We start from the raw sequence: 17,530 nt of genomic DNA on the forward strand, positions 1-17,530 counted from the left end.
AAATTTTGTTTGGATTGTAAATAATTGTTTCCAAGACTAACAAAATACTCAGTAAAGTTAGGGGTTAATTTCTAATAAATTTTGAATTTTTCTAAAAAATTTAAGCAGGAATTTCTGGTGTATATGTGTGGTTGATTTAAGTATTCACTCGGTGAGTTTATTTATCGTTTAGTTAACGTTCGTCCATTATTGAATGATTTAGAAATTGGCAAAATTCAGTTAAAAAGAAGTATGTTTATGAGCTAATTGTTTTCAATTCATCAAGTTTAATACTTCTCCTTTCCTGAATCCCGTTCAGGCAATGTCGATGACTAACCGTTCTATGGGTAAAAGACACGCTCAGATCGCTTTATCAATTTGAAGGTAAATAGGTAAAGAACGAGAAAAGTGTCGAAAATTCTGTTGACCTGACTACAACTTCATAGTTTATCTTTACTACTGAAATGAGGGAGAAGTGGATGTATCGCATATCTGAATTAGCGGAGCTCGTTGGCCTGAGCCGTTCAACGCTTTTGTACTATGGAAAGTTGGGTTTGATAGAAGCTCAACGCACCAATAATGGTTATCGAAGTTATTCCGAACGCGACTTGCAGCGTGTGAAATTGTTGCAGCAGTTACAAGCGGGTGGACTGACGTTGAAAGAGTGTCAGGCGTGTTTGGATGCCAAGGTTGACCGCTCCTTGTTACAAAACCGACTCGAACAATTGGACGAAGAGATCGCTCAGAAACAGCGTTCGAGAGATCTTTTATCGGCCTTGTTAGGCGAGAGTGGTTTGCAAGATTGGCATGAATCGATGGACAAGGTGGCGCCTGATGCGCATCTCGATTGGCTCATTAAGCAAGGCTTTGATGAGAAGCAAGTACTGCGACTGAAATGGCTTTCAAAAGACATGAACGATCATGACCAGTACATGGCGGATTTTGAGGTGATCTTTGAGGGTTTACAGCGTTTAGGGCCAGGAACAGCGGAAGATACTTTAGCGGCGTTGGTACACGTTTCGGTTTCTCCTAAACGTGTGCTTGAGATCGGTTGTGGTAAAGGTATTGCCACCTCTGTGTTAGCGAAAGCCTTAGTAGAATATCAAGTGGATGTGCAAATAACGGCGGTAGATAATGATCAACCGAGTTTAGATGTTCTGACTCAGCAAGCACGGGTTCTTGGCTTAGAAAGCAACGTCAAAACCGTATGCGCGAGCATGATGGATCTGCCGTTTGAAGCTAAGTCGTTTGACCTAATTTGGTCGGAAGGCAGCGCTTACATCATGGGTGTTGAAAAGGCGCTAAAGCAGTGGCGAAATTTACTCAGTGATGACGGCATATTGGTCGTTAATGATTTGGTGTGGAATACCGAACAACCTAACGAATCGAGCAAAGCGTTCTGGCAGAAAGAGTACCCGGACATGACGACGGTTTCCGAGCGTATTAAACAGGCAAAAGCAGCGGGTTATGAAATTTTGGATCACTTTGCAATGAGTGACGCTGGTTGGCTTGCGTATTACCAGCCCTTTCAAAAGCGAATAGAAGCGCTTAAAGCAACGATGCCGAACTCAAAAGCGCTCGTCGATTGCGACAATGAAGTTAAACAATTTTTCGATAGCAGCACATCAAAGAACGGTTTGGGTCAAGAGCCTTCGAAAGGTTCTGAACAACGTGATTTTGATTATCAGTTCTTTGTGCTCAAGAAATTAAAGTAAATGAGTAACACCATGAAATTTAGGCAATATAATTCAAATGAAATCGAAACGATCACTCAAGTTTTCACTCAAACCTTTACGGATTCAGAAGGTGAGAACGAAGGTAAAACTTTGGGTGAGCTTGCCAACGATCTTTTAACGACCACAGCTCCGACAGAGCTATTTTGCTTTGTTGTTGAAGATGATTCTAGTGAGTCGGATGCGGATAGTACGATTGTAGGCTCGATTATCTTTACGTCGCTTTCATTTGACGATGAAACCAAGGCATATTTGCTTTCGCCAGTCGCGGCGAGCACTCAGGTGCAAAAGCGTGGTATTGGTCAGCGCCTGATTAACTCCGGTTTGCAGCTCCTAAAAGAGCAGGGTATTGAGCTTGCAGTGACGTACGGTGATCCTAACTACTATTCAAAAGTGGGCTTTGAGCAAATTACCGTTGAGCAAGTCCCTGCGCCCTTTGAATTGAGTTTCTCTCACGGTTGGTTGGCTCAATCGTTGACTGGTGGTGAAATTAAAGTAACAAGTGGCAAGTCGAGCTGTGTTAAAGGCTTGGCCCACGCAGAATATTGGTAGCCGCTTGCAAAAAAATTGAGAAAAAGAGAAAGCCCATCAGGTGTTGCCTGTTGGGCTTTCTTGTTATGAACGAAGACATTCTTCTGGCTTCAATGTATAAATTGAACAACTGTTCAAAATAACACTTGAACGATCGTTCTTGTTTGATCTATATTGTTTTTACACCAACGGAGAACATTCATTAATTGCTCCGTGATTGAATAACTTTAGAACCGAAAATTGATAGGGATAGAGCAATGAGCAACTTCAAAATTCACTCAGTAGAATCCGCGCCAGAGCAAAGCCAACCTATTCTTGAGGGCGCTAAAAAGCAGATGGGCAGAGTGCCGGGCTTGTTTGGTGTGTTGGCTGAATCTCCAAACACACTTAAGGCTTACACTCAGCTTCATCAGGCGTTTAGTGACTCATCTTTCGATGCTGAAGAGCTAACGGTTGTTTGGCAAACCATCAACGTTGAACACGAATGCCACTACTGCGTTCCTGCACACACTGGCATTGCACATTCAATGAAGGTTGATCCTGCAATCACCGAAGCACTGCGTAATCGCACAGCTTTACCCACTGAAAAGCTGCAAGCCCTGCATGATTTTACGCTGAGCATGGTACGTAACCGCGGCAATGTGCCTGAAAGTGAAATGGCAGCATTTTTCGAAGCGGGCTACGGTCAGCAACAAGTGCTAGAAGTGATTCTTGGCCTGTCTCAGAAAGTGATCAGTAATTACGTAAACCACGTTGCTAAAACGCCAGTCGACAAAGTTTTTGAACAGTTCGCTTGGCAAGGGTAATCGTATTTAACTAACCATCGTATTTAAGCAACTCAAGATATTATAATGATGAAAGCCCCACTCAGTTGAATGGGGCTTTGTTGTTTTGGTCTAAATGGTAATTAGAAAGGTAACCTAACGCACGTGCTTAGCGATTATTTTCGCTAGTGTCACAACCCCTTCTTTCCACTCTTTGCTCTCTTCAATGTTGGCAACAGTAAAGCGCAAGCAGTGTTTATATTGGTCGTTGGTGCCAAATACTGTTCCGGGTAAAATCCCCAACTTATGCTTTAAACAGTCTTGATAGACCGCGTAGCTATCGACCGATTCAGGCAGTGTTATCCAGTTTAAAAAAGAGCCTTCCGGTTTTGATAGGTGGTATTGCCCGACAAGGTGTGGGTGGCTATCTAGTGCTTGTATTAACAGGCTTTGGAATTGCTTTTGGTTGGTTTGGTAGAGCCGTTTCATTTTGGATAAGTGGCTGCGATATTTACCGGTAGTGAGGAATTGCCCCACCGCGGATTGCATCAGGTTTGAGCTGCCCATGTTGTCGCATAAAAGGTACTTTTCGACTAAAGGTTGGTAGCGACCCGATAGTAACCAGCCGATTCGCAAGCGTGAGTCTAAGGTTTTAGACAGTGAGTTGACGTAGATGACTCTATCTTGATCATCAAGCTCTTTGAGGCTAGCGATTGGTGTATCGAATGCCAAGCTACCGAACACATCGTCTTCGATAATTGGCAAACATCCGGTGATCTCCAGTAATGCTTTTCGATTCGCCAATGGCATCCGTGAACCGGTTGGATTAGTAAAGTTTGGCGTTAGCAGTAAGGTTTTCACTTCCCATTTGTCCAACGCACTCTGTAGGGATGGTATATCAATACCGTGGCTAACGCTGCTTGGGATTTCAAGGGCTTGCAATCCAAGTGATTCAAGTAAAAGTAGATTGCCGAAATAACAGGGCGACTCGACCGCCACGATGTCACCGGGCTTGGTGAGCGCACGTAAAGCCAAACTGATCGCCTGTTGAGCACCATGAGTAATCGCAATCTCTTTAGATCCCGCAGGTACACCAAGATCATGGGTGATCTTTAACAATTGCTTTACTAATTGCTCGTCGCCAGGAGGCAGTTGGTAATAACCGGGAAGCTGAGTTTGCAAACGGCTATGGCGACCGATTTCGGCATACAAGCTACGAATCGCTGGATTGTTGATGTTCGGGTGCGCGGAGCCTGCCAACAGTTTTAGGCGACCTTTTGGACGAGAGAGTACCGATTTGGTGACAGACAACAGATCGACTTTTTGAGGTTGGCTTGGTGTATCCCAGCTGGTGGTGTTCGGTGCTTTCACGCGATAGCCAGATTTAGGTACTGAATAAACCCAGCCTGTGGCTTCCAGTTCTTGATAGGCGCGAATTACGGTATTTTTGCTTACGCCAAGCTGTTCGCTTAACTGGCGGATCGAGGGAAGGCGATCGTCTGGATGAAAGAGCCCCTTATCGATCTGAGCCTTAATATGTTGTTCGGTAGCAAGGTATTTATTGCCGCTGAGTTCTGCTTCCACGTGTTTCTCCCTCGTTGCACACTCTCAATCTGTAACCATTTAAAGTGTTATATCTGTATCTTTATTAGTTATCTGTACCCAACTAAGGTAACAGCATTGATGAAGAGTTGACCAGAGGTTTGTAATGCTGATTAAAATGATTCCGTTTGTGTTTGTAATATTGTGGTCGTCAGGTTTTGTCGGCGCACGTCTTGGTGTTGAATATGCCGAACCCGCAACATTACTTTCATTGAGGATGGTAGCCAACGTGGCGCTGTTCTTGGTTTTGATTGCAATCCTTAAGCGTCGTATTCCTCGTGGTCGAGCATTCTTCCACGCAAGTGTGGTTGGCATCTTGATTCATGGTTTCTACCTTGGTGGCACCTATCTGGCGATTGATATAGGTATGCCCGCCGGGTTGAGTTCTCTACTTGTTGGCTTACAACCGATTCTTACCGCATTGATTATGATCAGCTGTACTTCGCAGCGTTTTAATTTTGCACAGTGGTTGGGGTTAGCGCTTGGTTTTGCGGGTATTAGTTTGGTGTTGATGGGCAATATTGAATGGCAGTCAGACGACCAAAAAGGCTTGGCAACGTTATTGTGTTTGGTTTCTTTGGTGGGTATTACCTGCGGCACTTTGTATCAGAAGCGCTTCTGTCAGGGGACAGATATGGTCGGCGGTGCGATGGTGCAATATTTGGCTTCTGCCGCGTTGTTTCTGCCGTTCGCAATGCGTTACGAAACTATGCAAGTAAACTGGACGATAGAATTCACGTTGACTCTAATTTGGCTGGTGGTCGTTCTGTCTTGTGTTGCCATCCTATTGTTGCTTTACATGGTAGAGCACGGTGCATCTTCAAGTGTGGCTTCGGTCTTTTACTTGGTGCCACCGACGACAGCAATCCAAGCGTGGCTTATTTTCGGTGAGTCGTTCGACATGTATGGCGCGATGGGCTTTGCCTTGTCTGCTGCGGCGGTTTATTTGGTGGTGAAAAAGCCTGAGTTAATTAAGGCTCGTAGGCGAACAGTGTTAGAGCGGTAGTTTGTATACCAAACTCATCCTACTAAAAATCGATGACTAGAAACAAAAAAGAGCCTGAATATTCAGGCTCTTTCTATATAAAATATTGGCTAGCGACTTTTGATTAGCGTTTCATCAAGCAAGCGTAAGCCGTTGTAAACGGTGCTTCTTGGTATTGCTTAAGGCCAGTTTCTTTGAACTTCATCATAAGAGGGTTGCGCTTAAGGCTCTCCTTGATGTCAGCAGGTGATACAACGGTTACGTCTAGGCCGTCGATCAACTGAATTGCTGCTTCTAGTTTGAAGCCGAAGCCACCGCCAGCAAATTTGCCTTTAGTCTGACGTTGGCGAATTACAACTTTTTCTACTTGGTAATCTTCCATTAACTTTGCAAAAGAGAATTGAAAGTCTTTCATATTCTGTGTGTCGTTTGCGTCGCTAATCGCAACCTTAGAAACTCGGCAATCAGGAATGTTAAATACGCCGTCTGACAGAGAAAGAAGACAGATGACTGCATCGTTACCTTTGATTTCAACACCACAAATTTTCATGTTCTTACCTACTTATTTTAGAGCCCTACATTATGGTGTTATTTCTAACACTTCTCCAGTATTTGCGCGTATCAGCAGCAAATAAGTCTAAATCAGAGAGTATTTTAGTCGCCGAAAGTTAACCTTTGATTGAAAAAGCATCACACGAATTTACGGTATCGTTTGCTATGAGATGAAGCTCACAAAAGCTTAGCGGGATTTTATATGTGTGCTGTATATTGCGCGCGCATCCCTATTTGAAGTGTGGTTATTAATCCCAATGAATATCAATAATCTTTCGATTAAGAGTAAAATCGCGATCCCGCTGTTGGTGATTGTGATTGTTTTTTCTACCGTTACTGTGCTTAATGTCATTAGATCTAATGCTCAGGCTGCGATTAATAACGAGCTCAATAATGTGGTTCAGCCAGTGCTAGATAACCTAGAAGATGGCTACCGAGATACCTACCAAATTATCGCTTCGGCACAAGGTCTGTTGCTTGCGAAAGACCAAGCGGCGGTCGAGTACCAAAAGTTTGAATTTAAAGACAACGCTTACAAAGCGGTTCCTCGTTTTCAAAGTGTCGAAACCTTGTATCAAGCGGGCGTGTTGGACCCATCTTCACGTGGCGAGTTAGCAAAGCTTGTTAACGCGATGAGCAAGTGGGTGGCACTGCACGAGCCAATGTTCGCTGATCCAGCAAACGCAGACCAATACAATATTGATTACTCGCCAGCGCTTGACGCAGAGTTTGCGATCATTCGTACTCAACTGCGCGATATCCGAACTCTGATCGAATTGAAACAGAAAGAGCTTCGCCAGCAAGCCGATGACTCTATTGAATCAAGCAAGTTGATCATTGAAGTGGGTATGGCAGTTGCTGTTTTTGCCGCGCTTTTTGCTATGTGGTTATCGAATCGCTTTATCGTTCAGCCAATCCAGAACGTAGAGAAAGCGATGAATGAGATCGCATCGGGCGACGGTAACTTGTCTCAACGTATGAAGGTCGAAGGTAATGATGAGATCGCTCGTTTAAGTTCTGCTTTCAACCAGTTTGTTGGCAAGATCCATGTCACCGTGGAGCAAGTTATTCTCACATCGAACGCAGTACGTGGCGAGATGGAAAACATCAAATCACTCACGCAAAGTGTTGCTGAATTCTCGTCTAATCAACAGCGAGAAAGTGAAGTGGTCGCGGCTGCAGTTCATGAAATGCAAGCAACCAGTGAAGTGGTGAGTGGTAACGCATTAGATGCGGCAACCGCAAGTAAAGTTGCAAACCATGAAGTGGAATCGGCCGATACTACGCTTGGCTTAACTGTTACTTCGATTGAACGCCTTGCGCAAGATATCGAGAACGCGGGTGGTGTGGTTCAAGAACTAGATACAGACGTGAAGAACATCGCCTCAATCCTTGGCGTGATCAAAGGTATTGCAGAACAAACCAACCTACTTGCTTTGAATGCGGCTATTGAAGCGGCACGAGCGGGTGAACAAGGCCGTGGCTTTGCGGTTGTGGCTGATGAAGTTCGAGCGCTTGCGAGTAAAACTCAAGACAGCACTGGCGAAATCCAATCAATGATTGAACGCTTAGAAATGGGTGCTAAACACGCGGTTGGTGTGATGACTGAAAGCAAAGTGAGTGGCGAGAAAACCATTGTTCAAGCAGGAACTGCAGCATCTTCATTGAGTGAGATTCGTAACTCAATTGGCAAGATGAATGACATGAACACACAAATTGCTACGGCGGCTTCGCAACAGTCTCAAGTGTCTGAAGAAGTGAATAAGAATGTTCAACGCATCGCTGAAAGCACCATGCAAATGGTTGAGATGGCAAGCAGCGCAGAAAATGCATGTATGGCATTGGCTGAACAGTGTGAAGCGCTAGATAGCCTTGTGTCTCAGTTTGAAGTGTAATTTTCAAAATTAGACAGACGAATATGAGCTGATAATGGTTGCTCGTATTGAGTCCCATTAATCAGCGGTGAACGACAAAAAGCCCGCACTCTATGAGTGCGGGCTTTCTTTTTGACTAGGTGATCAGTCTTTTGACTAGGTGATCAGTCTTTTGACTAGGTGATCAGTTTTTAGACCTGATCAATCACTCAGTGTTAGCTGCTAAGACCGTCTTTGTATGTGTAACGGTAGTCAACTTTTACGTTCGCTTGGTAATGAATGTCGCCGTTCATGTTAGTGATCTTTTTCACTTCCATATTTACATCATCAATCTTGAACGAATCGTATTTGGTTGTCTGTTGGAACTGTGGCAGTTCTCTTGAAAGCTCAAAAGGTGTTTTTGCGCGTAACTCATCCATAAGGTTGGTGCCTGCATCGTATGCTTCGACTTCACTAGCATATGTGTCAGATTTTAGCGTTGTTTCTTGAATTGTTGTTTTAGTTGCTGCAAACGCAGTGGTGCTGAGTACAAGAGTTGATGCAAGTATGATTAACTTCTTCAAAGGGATACCTTACTTTGTTGTACCAGTGTTTTAGAGATTCTCACCCTAGCAATAGGGGATGAGGTTAATGTTAGGACAAAAATATGGTTCTGTAAGGGAATGACTATAGGTGCCGAAGATTAATGCACAGCGCATATCAAGCAAGGTGACACTGATATCTAACTTCAATACACTGTATGGGTAACCAAAGTTCAGCATAAGGTAAAGGCATGGCCAATTGGGAAGGGGTAAGTGAGTTTGTTGCAGTGGCAGAGCGTGAAAGCTTTACTGGTGCGGCGCAGAAGCTCGCTACGTCGGTGGCTCAAATCAGTCGTAGAGTAGCAAACCTCGAAGAACGACTCGCAGTGAAACTGCTCAATCGAACGACTCGAAAGGTGTCTCTTACAGAGGCTGGGCAACTCTATTACCAACAATGTAAGTTGTTGGTCGAAGGTTTAGAAATTGCTGAGCTTGCGGTCACGCAGATGCAATCAACACCCAAAGGCTTACTGAAAGTCACCGCGCCTGTGACTTATGGTGAGCGCCAACTCGCCCCAATACTGCATCAATTCTTAAAGCTTCACCCGCAAGTAGAGCTTGATCTGATGCTGACCAATCAAAAGCTCGATCTTATCGATTCGGGTGTTGATGTTGCGATTCGTCTTGGCCGCTTGGAAGACTCAAGCCTTGTGGCAAAGAGGCTGTCTCAACGCCAACTTTATGTATGTGCAAGCCCTGAATATATTGAACGTTATGGCGAGCCGCATACATTATCAGAATTAAATAATCACCAATGTTTAGTCGGTGGATTTGAACATTGGCGTTTCAAAGAAAATAGACGCCCTCGCTCAGTTCGTGTTAACGGACGCATTAAGTGCAACAGTGGTTTAGCCTTGTTAGACGCAGCTAAGCAGAGCATTGGCTTGGTGCAGTTGCCTGAATACTATGTGAGTGAAGACCTTGATTCTGGTGAGTTGGTTGAGGTGCTGTCCGATTATCGAGATGACAAAGAAGGGATCTGGGCGCTTTATCCTCAGAACCGCAACTTATCTTCAAAGGTTCGCCTGCTGGTGGACTTCCTTTCTGAGCAATTGGATTAGTGTATGGCTTAAAACCTCCACCGATAAAAACGGGCTTCAGAATAGGGGTTCTGAAGCCCGACGTGTTTTAGGGTTAAGTCGCGTTTGATTGCGGCTTACTAAACCGAAAATGTATTAGACGGTGAAGCGATCTACCAAGTGATACAGCTCATTTGCACGACTGTTGAGGTTTTGGCTACCTGTACGGTTTTGATTCGCGAGTTCGGCCGATTGTGAGCTTTGGTCAGAAATTACCACGATGCGTTGAGATATCTCTTGGCCGACTATATTCTGCTGTTCAGTGGCTGTAGCAATAAGCGAGTTCATGTCCATGATGGTATCGATCGACGCTTGGATCTTCGCCAGTGCTTCGGCTGCGGCATTCGCTTCTTCCACGGTTTGCGCACTTCGGTTTTGACTTGAATCCATTGCTTTCACAGCAGCATCTGAGGCAGCTTTAAGTTGCTCTATCATCTTGTGAATGTCGCCAGTGCTTTCTTGAGTACGGCTTGCCAGTTTACGAACCTCATCGGCAACCACAGCAAACCCACGCCCTTGTTCGCCTGCACGTGCAGCTTCAATCGCGGCATTCAACGCGAGTAGGTTAGTTTGCTCGGCAATGTCTTGAATCACCGCCAATGAAGAAGAGATGTTCTGTACATCGCCTTCTAAACGAGACACCACGGTGTTCGCTTCTGATACTTCGCTCGCTAGGCCTGCCACCGAATCTGCAGCTGCGTTTACGATCTGTTGCGCTTCTTTGGCATTGCCTTCTGCAAGCTTCGCTGAATCCGCCGCTTGGCTAGCGTTGCTCGAGATCTCTTGCGCCGTTGTGGTCATCTCGGTCATCGCTGTTGCAACTTGTTCTGTCTCTTCACGTTGCCCAGTAGCAATCTCGTCGACCTGCGCAGCGCGAGAAGACATGCTAGATGTCTCGGCTACGACTTGCTGACCGACATCGCTTACGCTGCGAATGATGGTTTGCAGGCTTGCCACGAAGGCGTTGAAGTTCTCGCTGAGTTTTGTGAACTCGGGTGCTTTGAAGGTTTCCATTCGAGCGGTTAAATCAGCTTCGCCACTCGCGAATGCGCTGATTGAACGGTCAAACTGCTCGAGTGGTTGCATGATAGTGCGGTTGACGGCAACTGCAAACACAGCGACCACTAGGGCAATCAAACCACAGAAAATCGCGATGGCTGTTAATGAGCTTTGTAACGCGGCATTTGAGCTCTCTTTCATCTCTGCGATGACCGCATCGATGTCGTCAGTATAGAAACCTGTGCCTAGCATCAAGTCCCACTGGGGAACGAATATCGAGTAGCTCAGTTTCGGTAGAGCTTCTGATTGACCAAGTTTTGGAAAGTAGTAGGTGGTGAACTCACCAAGCTTTGAGTTCTTGATCAAGTCACGAATCAGGTAGTTGCCTTTTTTGTCTTGCAGGTCGTAGTAGTTTTTACCAATACCATCGTTATTTTGCCCAACAACGACTCGAACACCTTTGGAGTCGTAACCAAAAATATAGCCAGACTCGCCATATTCTAATGTTCTTAATGTTGGTAAGGCTTCTTCTAATGTTGCACCTCTTTCCAAGAACGGGCTGATCGAAGAATAGGCCATTTGTAGATACGCTTTGAGTTCCTTTTCTTTCATCGCCATCATATTGCTACGCGTCGATTCAACTTGCTGTGCGGTTAGCTCGGTGCTCTTCATATACGTCACGCTCATCATGCCGATTGCCATAAGTAGCAACGGAATGAAAGAGAGAATATAAAGGCGGTTTTTGATGGTTAGGGTCATGTCACGCTTCCTGTGTGATTATCTCATGCAATTTTCAACACATTATTAATGTGGTTTTAAAATGTAAATGGACTTGTTGTTGAATTGTTATCCAGAAATGTTTTTGTTTTATAAACATGATGGCGGTTAGATTTTTGATGTTAGAAGCCTTGCAACTACGGGCTTAATGATAAAAAGAGCGGTTTGTTACGATGCTTTTGAATTTGGCGCTGCTTTGGTAGAATGCGACGCTTTGTAGCACCCTGCTATGTCTATTCGTTAAGTGAGAAAGATTCATGAACAAAAGCCATGTGACTATTGGTTTAACTAACCCAAAGAGCCCGACAAACGTTGGTGCTGTTATGCGCGCGGCTGGTTGTTACCAAGTCGACGAAGTTAAATACACAGGGCAACGCTACGAAAAAGCCGCTAAATTTCATACCGATACCAAGAGTGCTGCGCGTACTATCCCACTAACGGGTGTCGAGTCGTTTTTGGATAACCTTGATTCAGAAACGAAAATTGTTTGTGTAGAACTCGCTGAGGGTGCAACACCACTGCCGCGTTTTAAACACCCAGAAAATGCCATCTATATCTTTGGCCCTGAAGACGGTTCTATTTCTCAAGATGTCGCCGACAGAGCAGATCATGTTGTTTATGTACCAACAGTAGGCTGCATGAACTTGGCTGCGACAGTTAACGTGCTGCTTTATGATCGCCTTGCTAAGTCAGATGAAATGGACGAGAGCAACGAGCTGATTAAGAAAAGCCGTGATAACCGTAACCATCTGCTAATCAAAGAAAAGTAACTATTTACTTCTAGTAAAAGTAACGATCTGCTTCTAGTGTTATCTATCCCGTAAGCAATCGGATATTATCTTGAGTTCATCATCAGATAATTGAAGGGTTAGATAACACCATGGAAGACAAGCAATTACTTGCCGCGCTACAGCAACACTCTGTCCTCGATCTCTATCAGTTATTCCAAGAAGTTGGTCAAAACCGCTCTTTGTATGCATTACTAGAGAGGTTATCTTCCCTTAAAGAACATCATCAACTGAGTACTCGTCTTAGCCCTTTTAAGCCTCATATCGAAGGATTGCTAGCTCAATTTGATAGCGCCACGCCAGATAGCGAGATCCTCAAGGCAGTCGCTCTTCAGTCTGAGATTCAGCAACGAGGCCACAGTATGAGTCGTTATATCATGACATCAGATAACCATCGCCATTTTTCCCCAAGTGCAGATCTAGTCATGTTTGGTGATTCGATCACCGAATGGGCCCCGTGGGCGGATATCTTTCGCGATGTTTCGATGGTCAACCGTGGCTTAGCGGGTGACACCACAACTGGCATGTTGCGCCGTATTGATACCACGTTGAATGTGAAGCCAAAGCTGGTGTGTTTTATGGCAGGGATAAACGATTTAGCTCAGGGTTATGATGTCGACCATATCTACCAGAACTACATTGATATGCTTAAGGTGTGGCAAGAAAATGAGATTCGCATATTGGTGCAATCAACGCTTTATGTTGGCTCTAAACTGCAAGGTTTGAATCCTTCGGTTGAACTGCTCAATAGCAAGATAAGCGAGTACTGTTCTCAGCAAGGCATTGCATTCTTAGATGTGAATTCTGTATTGTCACCTAATCAGCTTTTGTCGAATGAGTACTCATGTGATGATTTGCATTTGAATGCCAAGGCTTATCAAGTTTGGGCTGAGGTGCTTCAACCTGCGATAGCTGAGCTACTAAAGTAGACTCACGCAAATAAATAGAAAAATAGACAGCTAATTAAACAGATAGACCGTTAACCAGCTTAGCTAATACAAGAAAAGCCAAACCCTAGATTTGTTTCGCGAACCATAAGGACATCAATGTGAACCTAAGACAATTGGAAGTCTTTTACGCCATTATGCAGACCGGAACCGTATCTGGAGCCGCTCGCAGCTTGCATGTGTCGCAACCAAACGTGACCCGTATTTTGGCGCACACGGAGCAACAACTTGGGTTTGGCTTATTCGAACGAGTTAAAGGGCGCTTAGTACCAACGGTTGAAGCGAAAACCTTGCTGCCAGAAGCGGAAAAGGTCTATCAGCAACTGGGTCAGTTTCGATCTTTGACCAACAAAGTTAAGCAAGGCCATCAGCATTTACGTATTGGTGCGCCACCGATTCTGGCGACTAAGTTGCTGACTCCGGTAATAGCCCAAATGTCTCGCGAGCAATATTCCAGTAAACAAGAGCTCTCTTTTGAGTTGCTGACAGCAAACCGTGATGAACTGTGTGCTGGGTTGTTAAAGCATGAGCTTGATATTGCTATCGCGTTTGGCGATGAAGCACCGCCTGCGATATTAAGTGAAACGCTATTAACCGAATCGCTCAAGGTTTTGGTTCCATCCAATACGGTTGAGCAGTTACCGGCAGAATTAACGCTAGATGAGCTTATCAATTATCCGCTCCCAATCATCGGGCTTGATAGCCGCGATCCATTAGGCCTCCTGTTACATCAAAGCCTTATTGCACGCGATGAGCATTATCACCACCCGATATCTGTACGTGGGTATAGCGCTGCGGCGGAACTGGTGAAGCACCAAGCAGGATTTGCGATTGTTGACCCGTGGACGGCAGATCAGTATCAAAATGACGATGCGGTTTGTGTGTTGCCACTTCAACCAGATATTCAATTCTCGGTATCGATGCTTTGCGCAGAGCACACCCCTCAGTCAATTTCCGTTAAGCAATTTATCGCTTCATTGAAGATCTATACTCACCCTATAACTTAAGGTTATAGGCTCGCCATAAATAGGTATTCGGCAGCTATCTAATTCCTAATTAAAGTAAACCCATACAAGGGCTTATTAATTAGGAATACTCATGTCGATCGCTCAACCTTACCTTCTTTTTCTTGGGGATGTTACTGACCCACTCGCTGCAAAAACAGCTCGCGGTATTCATCAATGGCGACCAGAAATCTGCCTAGGTCAACTGCGTTTAACGGGTGATACCGTTTCACTGGGCTTAACGGATATGACCCTGCAAGAGGCGCAAGCGCAGGGCGCGAAGACGCTAGTGATTGGTACCGCAAATCCGGGTGGTGTTATTCCTGATTCTTGGCAGTCAACCATTATGGCCGCTGCAGAAATGGGATATGAGATTGCATCTGGCATGCACCAACGATTGAGTGAATTTTCACCGCTTGCTGACATGCAGCAACAAGGATTGACTAAGCTTCATGATGTACGCCATTTTGACGGTGTTCTTAATGTTGGTAACGGTAAGCTTCGTCAAGGTAAGCGCCTGCTTACTGTCGGAACTGATTGCTCAGTAGGCAAAATGTTCTCGGCATTAGCGATTGAAAAGTCGCTTAAACAAGCGGGAACATCCGCTCAGTTTAAAGCGACAGGGCAGACAGGTATTTTGATTGAAGGCAGCGGTATTTCGATTGATGCGGTGGTTGCGGATTTTATTTCTGGCGCAGTTGAAGCGATTAGCCCTGATTTTACCGACCACGATTGGGACATCATTGAAGGGCAAGGCTCTTTGTTCAACCCTTCGTTTGCAGGCGTGAGTTTGGGTCTTTTACATGGCGCACAAGCTGATGCCTTAGTGCTGTGTCATGAAGTTGGGCGACCACATATTCGTAACCTTCCTCATGCTAAATTACCAAGCATAGAACAGACGATTGAAGTCAACTTGCAAGCGGCGCGACTGACTAATCCAGACGCGAAGCTGGTGGGTATCTGCTTGAACACGTCGGCGATTAGCATTGAAGAGGCTGAGACATTGTGCCAAGAATGGACCACACTCTATCAAGTGCCAGTGACGGACCCAGTGCGCTTTGGTGTACAACACATTACTGATCATTTGCGACATTCACTTTAACGACTTCATCATTTCTACGTTTCCATTTGTTAAAGTGAACATCAACCGAGTGAAATTATGAAGATTACAGCTGAACCCATTATTATCGCGATGCAAACGCCTTTTCGCATCTCTCGTGGCAGCCGAACCGAGTGTCACGTTGTTCGTGTCTACATTGAACATGATGGCAAACAAGCTCAGGGAGAGTGCACCCCTTACCCACGATACGGCGAGTCATCGGAGTCTGTGTTAGCGCAAATCCAACAAGCGTCTAGCGCACTTGAAGGTATGTTTGAGCGAGGTGTTACCGATCCGGCAGAGCTAAGAGATCATCTTCAGTCTTTATTGACCGGAGGGGCAGCGCGAAATGCGGTCGATTGTGCGCTTTGGGAGCTTGAAGCCAAACAACATGACCAGGTCTTCCCAAATAGCCTGTTTGAGTTACCGAATCAAATCGTGACAGCCATGACCGTCTCGATTGGTACGCCAGAAGCGATGGCGATTCAGGCTCGAGACTATGTCGCAAATGGAGCGAAACTCTTAAAAGTGAAGCTTGATGGAGAGCAAGTGGTAGAGCGTGTTCGCGCGGTACGAGAAGCTGCGGCAGATGTTCAGATTGTACTGGATGCCAATGAAGCGTGGACGGGGCTGAATCTCGAAGAGTTGTTTAATCAACTAACAGAGTTTGATATTGCGATGATCGAACAACCTCTTCCACAGCAGCACGATGCGTCACTGGCACACATCAATCACCCGATCCCACTGTGTGCTGATGAAAGCTGTCATACCACTTCACAGCTCTCATCGCTGTTGGGTAAGTATGAAATGGTCAACATCAAACTCGATAAAACGGGCGGTTTGACTGAAGCATTGGTTCTTGCAGAAGAAGCCCAAAGGCTAGGATTTACGTTGATGTCTGGTTGTATGCTCGGAACTTCTTTGGCGATGCGTGCAGCTTTGCCTATCGCCGTTCAATCTGAAATTGTCGACCTTGATGGCCCAGTCTTACTTGGCCAAGACGTTTCTCCTGCTCTGACTTATCGCGATGGGATGATTATTCTCTAAGTTCGTTGAGCTTCGGGTTAGTCGATGGGCATGACATAAATGAAATCGCATGAGTGAAAGCTTGTGCGATTTTTGCTTCAAAGTCTGAGCGATTATCTAAATTACTTCACTTTTAAGCCTCAGCAGCGCATCCACAAATTCTGCAAACCCATAGCCACCAGGCTGCGACATGACCCTGCTTGGATGGTGCTCTAGCTTATCCCAATAATGTTGAATGTTTGCCACGCCAACGGTAAGTGGAAGTGATTCGAACATCTGCTGATCATTCATTGAATCGCCGACATAGCAGGCTTGATTGTGGATTTGCTCAAGCGATAAGCCTTTATTAGCCAGGAAACGGTGCACGGCGTTTTTCTTTGAGTGTTCGCCGTACCAAGCGTTGATATGAATCGAACTTGCCGTCGCGTGTGCGCCTAAAGCGTGTATTCTTTCGAGTACCGCTTGAACAGTTTCAGGATCAACAGGCTTACGGTTTTGGCCGATATCAATCGCGACCTCACACAAGCGGTAAGATTGATCCAAAGTTAGCGATAGGTCGGGGTAACTCAACAAGATCGCTTCAACTTCTTGTTTTAGCTTAGCTTGGTTCTTACGCACTTGTTCTAGCGGTGTTTCAGATGAGAGTTGTAATGCATCATCTTGCTTCTCTAGTAAGAAGGCGCCGTTTTCTCCAAGCACGGCATCGACAGGCCAGAGCTGCGCAATATGGTCACACCAACCAGCACAGGCTCCCGTTACAGCGACCACTTTGATTCCATTGTCTCTCAGCTTTTGTAACACAATCAGGGTTTCTGGAGGGAGTGAACCTTGCCAAGTGAGCGTGTCATCGACGTCGGTTAATACCCATTCGATGTGCTTCCAGTTGTTGTCTAGTTGGTGTTCCATTAAAACTCACTTGTTCCATGGATTGTTTTACACAGAGCGTATTAATTCAGCCCAATGTAGAATTAGAAGCTAACGTGATTAGAAAATACAGTGTTTAGCAAAATCGCCCGCTTCATTAGCCGTCCAGTCACCTTTAGGCTTTTCTTTCATATCCGCACACCAAGCTTCACTGCCAACCTCGGTACAAGCCATTAATTGAGTAGCAAGGAAAAGTATCAACGCGATTTTCTTCATAATAAACATTCCGTTGTGGTCTAAATTTCTGCTTATAACTGTATCAAATCCCACAAGTGATTGTTATAGC

17 protein-coding genes are annotated in these 17,530 nt (G+C 45.2%); 11 read left to right on the top strand and 6 right to left on the bottom strand.

Annotation, left to right across the window (positions count from 1 at the left end; translation table 11 throughout):
- Window positions 1-458: 458 nt before the first annotated feature.
- The 3 genes from AB4323_RS05020 (at window position 459) to AB4323_RS05030 (ending at window position 3,049) form a co-directional block, all read left to right on the top strand.
- Window positions 459-1,694 (top strand): MerR family transcriptional regulator, encoded by a 1,236-nt coding sequence (locus AB4323_RS05020; RefSeq protein WP_102332218.1) that lies wholly within the window; start codon window positions 459-461, stop codon window positions 1,692-1,694.
- The gene (locus AB4323_RS05025) at window positions 1,695-2,264 is read left to right on the top strand and encodes a GNAT family N-acetyltransferase (protein ID WP_102332217.1); all 570 of its coding nucleotides are present in this window, start codon (window positions 1,695-1,697) and stop codon (window positions 2,262-2,264) included.
- Window positions 2,265-2,500: 236 nt separating this feature from the next.
- The gene (locus AB4323_RS05030; RefSeq protein WP_017061666.1) at window positions 2,501-3,049 is read left to right on the top strand and encodes a carboxymuconolactone decarboxylase family protein; all 549 of its coding nucleotides are present in this window, start codon (window positions 2,501-2,503) and stop codon (window positions 3,047-3,049) included.
- 114 nt (window positions 3,050-3,163) lie between these two features.
- Here the strand turns inward: AB4323_RS05030 and AB4323_RS05035 are convergent, their stop codons facing one another.
- Window positions 3,164-4,591: a PLP-dependent aminotransferase family protein gene (locus AB4323_RS05035; RefSeq protein WP_372151820.1), complete on the bottom strand. Its 1,428-nt coding sequence runs from the start codon at window positions 4,589-4,591 to the stop codon at window positions 3,164-3,166.
- 124 nt (window positions 4,592-4,715) lie between these two features.
- Here AB4323_RS05035 and AB4323_RS05040 point away from each other — a divergent pair, with 124 nt between their 5' ends.
- The gene (locus AB4323_RS05040) at window positions 4,716-5,615 is read left to right on the top strand and encodes a DMT family transporter (RefSeq protein WP_102429238.1); all 900 of its coding nucleotides are present in this window, start codon (window positions 4,716-4,718) and stop codon (window positions 5,613-5,615) included.
- A 103-nt stretch (window positions 5,616-5,718) separates the two neighbouring features.
- On the opposite strand, the gene AB4323_RS05045 is transcribed toward AB4323_RS05040, so the two are convergent.
- Window positions 5,719-6,144 (bottom strand): DUF3010 family protein, encoded by a 426-nt coding sequence (locus tag AB4323_RS05045; RefSeq protein ID WP_017071370.1) that lies wholly within the window; start codon window positions 6,142-6,144, stop codon window positions 5,719-5,721.
- A gap of 259 nt (window positions 6,145-6,403) precedes the next feature.
- Between AB4323_RS05045 and AB4323_RS05050 the strand changes: the two genes are divergently transcribed.
- A complete protein-coding gene (locus AB4323_RS05050) occupies window positions 6,404-8,041 on the top strand; it encodes a methyl-accepting chemotaxis protein (protein ID WP_372151822.1) in 1,638 nt (545 codons plus the stop codon).
- A 194-nt stretch (window positions 8,042-8,235) separates the two neighbouring features.
- Here the strand turns inward: AB4323_RS05050 and AB4323_RS05055 are convergent, their stop codons facing one another.
- Window positions 8,236-8,583: a DUF3316 domain-containing protein gene (locus AB4323_RS05055; RefSeq protein ID WP_229648209.1), complete on the bottom strand. Its 348-nt coding sequence runs from the start codon at window positions 8,581-8,583 to the stop codon at window positions 8,236-8,238.
- A 209-nt stretch (window positions 8,584-8,792) separates the two neighbouring features.
- On the opposite strand from AB4323_RS05055, the gene AB4323_RS05060 reads away from it, so the two are divergent.
- The gene (locus AB4323_RS05060) at window positions 8,793-9,662 is read left to right on the top strand and encodes a LysR family transcriptional regulator (protein WP_229648210.1); all 870 of its coding nucleotides are present in this window, start codon (window positions 8,793-8,795) and stop codon (window positions 9,660-9,662) included.
- Window positions 9,663-9,776: 114 nt separating this feature from the next.
- Here the strand turns inward: AB4323_RS05060 and AB4323_RS05065 are convergent, their stop codons facing one another.
- Window positions 9,777-11,438: a methyl-accepting chemotaxis protein gene (locus AB4323_RS05065; protein WP_372100901.1), complete on the bottom strand. Its 1,662-nt coding sequence runs from the start codon at window positions 11,436-11,438 to the stop codon at window positions 9,777-9,779.
- Between the two features lie 275 nt (window positions 11,439-11,713).
- Between AB4323_RS05065 and AB4323_RS05070 the strand changes: the two genes are divergently transcribed.
- The 5 genes from AB4323_RS05070 to dgcA all read left to right on the top strand — a co-directional run bounded on the left by AB4323_RS05070 (window position 11,714) and on the right by dgcA (window position 16,341).
- Entirely contained in the window at window positions 11,714-12,226 is a 513-nt protein-coding gene (locus tag AB4323_RS05070) for an RNA methyltransferase (RefSeq protein ID WP_017111519.1), read from the top strand.
- Window positions 12,227-12,336: 110 nt separating this feature from the next.
- Window positions 12,337-13,173, top strand: a complete 837-nt coding sequence (locus AB4323_RS05075) for an SGNH/GDSL hydrolase family protein (RefSeq protein WP_372151824.1) — start codon at window positions 12,337-12,339, stop codon at window positions 13,171-13,173.
- A gap of 119 nt (window positions 13,174-13,292) precedes the next feature.
- The gene (locus tag AB4323_RS05080) at window positions 13,293-14,198 is read left to right on the top strand and encodes a LysR family transcriptional regulator (protein ID WP_372151826.1); all 906 of its coding nucleotides are present in this window, start codon (window positions 13,293-13,295) and stop codon (window positions 14,196-14,198) included.
- A gap of 91 nt (window positions 14,199-14,289) precedes the next feature.
- Window positions 14,290-15,297: an N-acetyltransferase DgcN gene (gene dgcN / locus AB4323_RS05085; protein ID WP_372100906.1), complete on the top strand. Its 1,008-nt coding sequence runs from the start codon at window positions 14,290-14,292 to the stop codon at window positions 15,295-15,297.
- A 57-nt stretch (window positions 15,298-15,354) separates the two neighbouring features.
- Window positions 15,355-16,341 (top strand): N-acetyl-D-Glu racemase DgcA, encoded by a 987-nt coding sequence (gene dgcA / locus AB4323_RS05090; RefSeq protein WP_372102119.1) that lies wholly within the window; start codon window positions 15,355-15,357, stop codon window positions 16,339-16,341.
- Between the two features lie 96 nt (window positions 16,342-16,437).
- Here the strand turns inward: dgcA and AB4323_RS05095 are convergent, their stop codons facing one another.
- Together AB4323_RS05095 and AB4323_RS05100 are read right to left on the bottom strand one after the other, a co-directional pair.
- A complete protein-coding gene (locus AB4323_RS05095; protein ID WP_102393449.1) occupies window positions 16,438-17,226 on the bottom strand; it encodes an HAD-IIB family hydrolase in 789 nt (262 codons plus the stop codon).
- A 78-nt stretch (window positions 17,227-17,304) separates the two neighbouring features.
- Window positions 17,305-17,460 (bottom strand): DUF3012 domain-containing protein, encoded by a 156-nt coding sequence (locus AB4323_RS05100; protein WP_017061679.1) that lies wholly within the window; start codon window positions 17,458-17,460, stop codon window positions 17,305-17,307.
- Window positions 17,461-17,530 lie beyond the last annotated feature (70 nt).

The sequence above is a fragment of the Vibrio sp. 10N.261.52.C11 genome (assembly GCF_041471405.1).
GTDB classification, from domain to species: Bacteria; Pseudomonadota; Gammaproteobacteria; order Enterobacterales; family Vibrionaceae; genus Vibrio; species Vibrio crassostreae_C.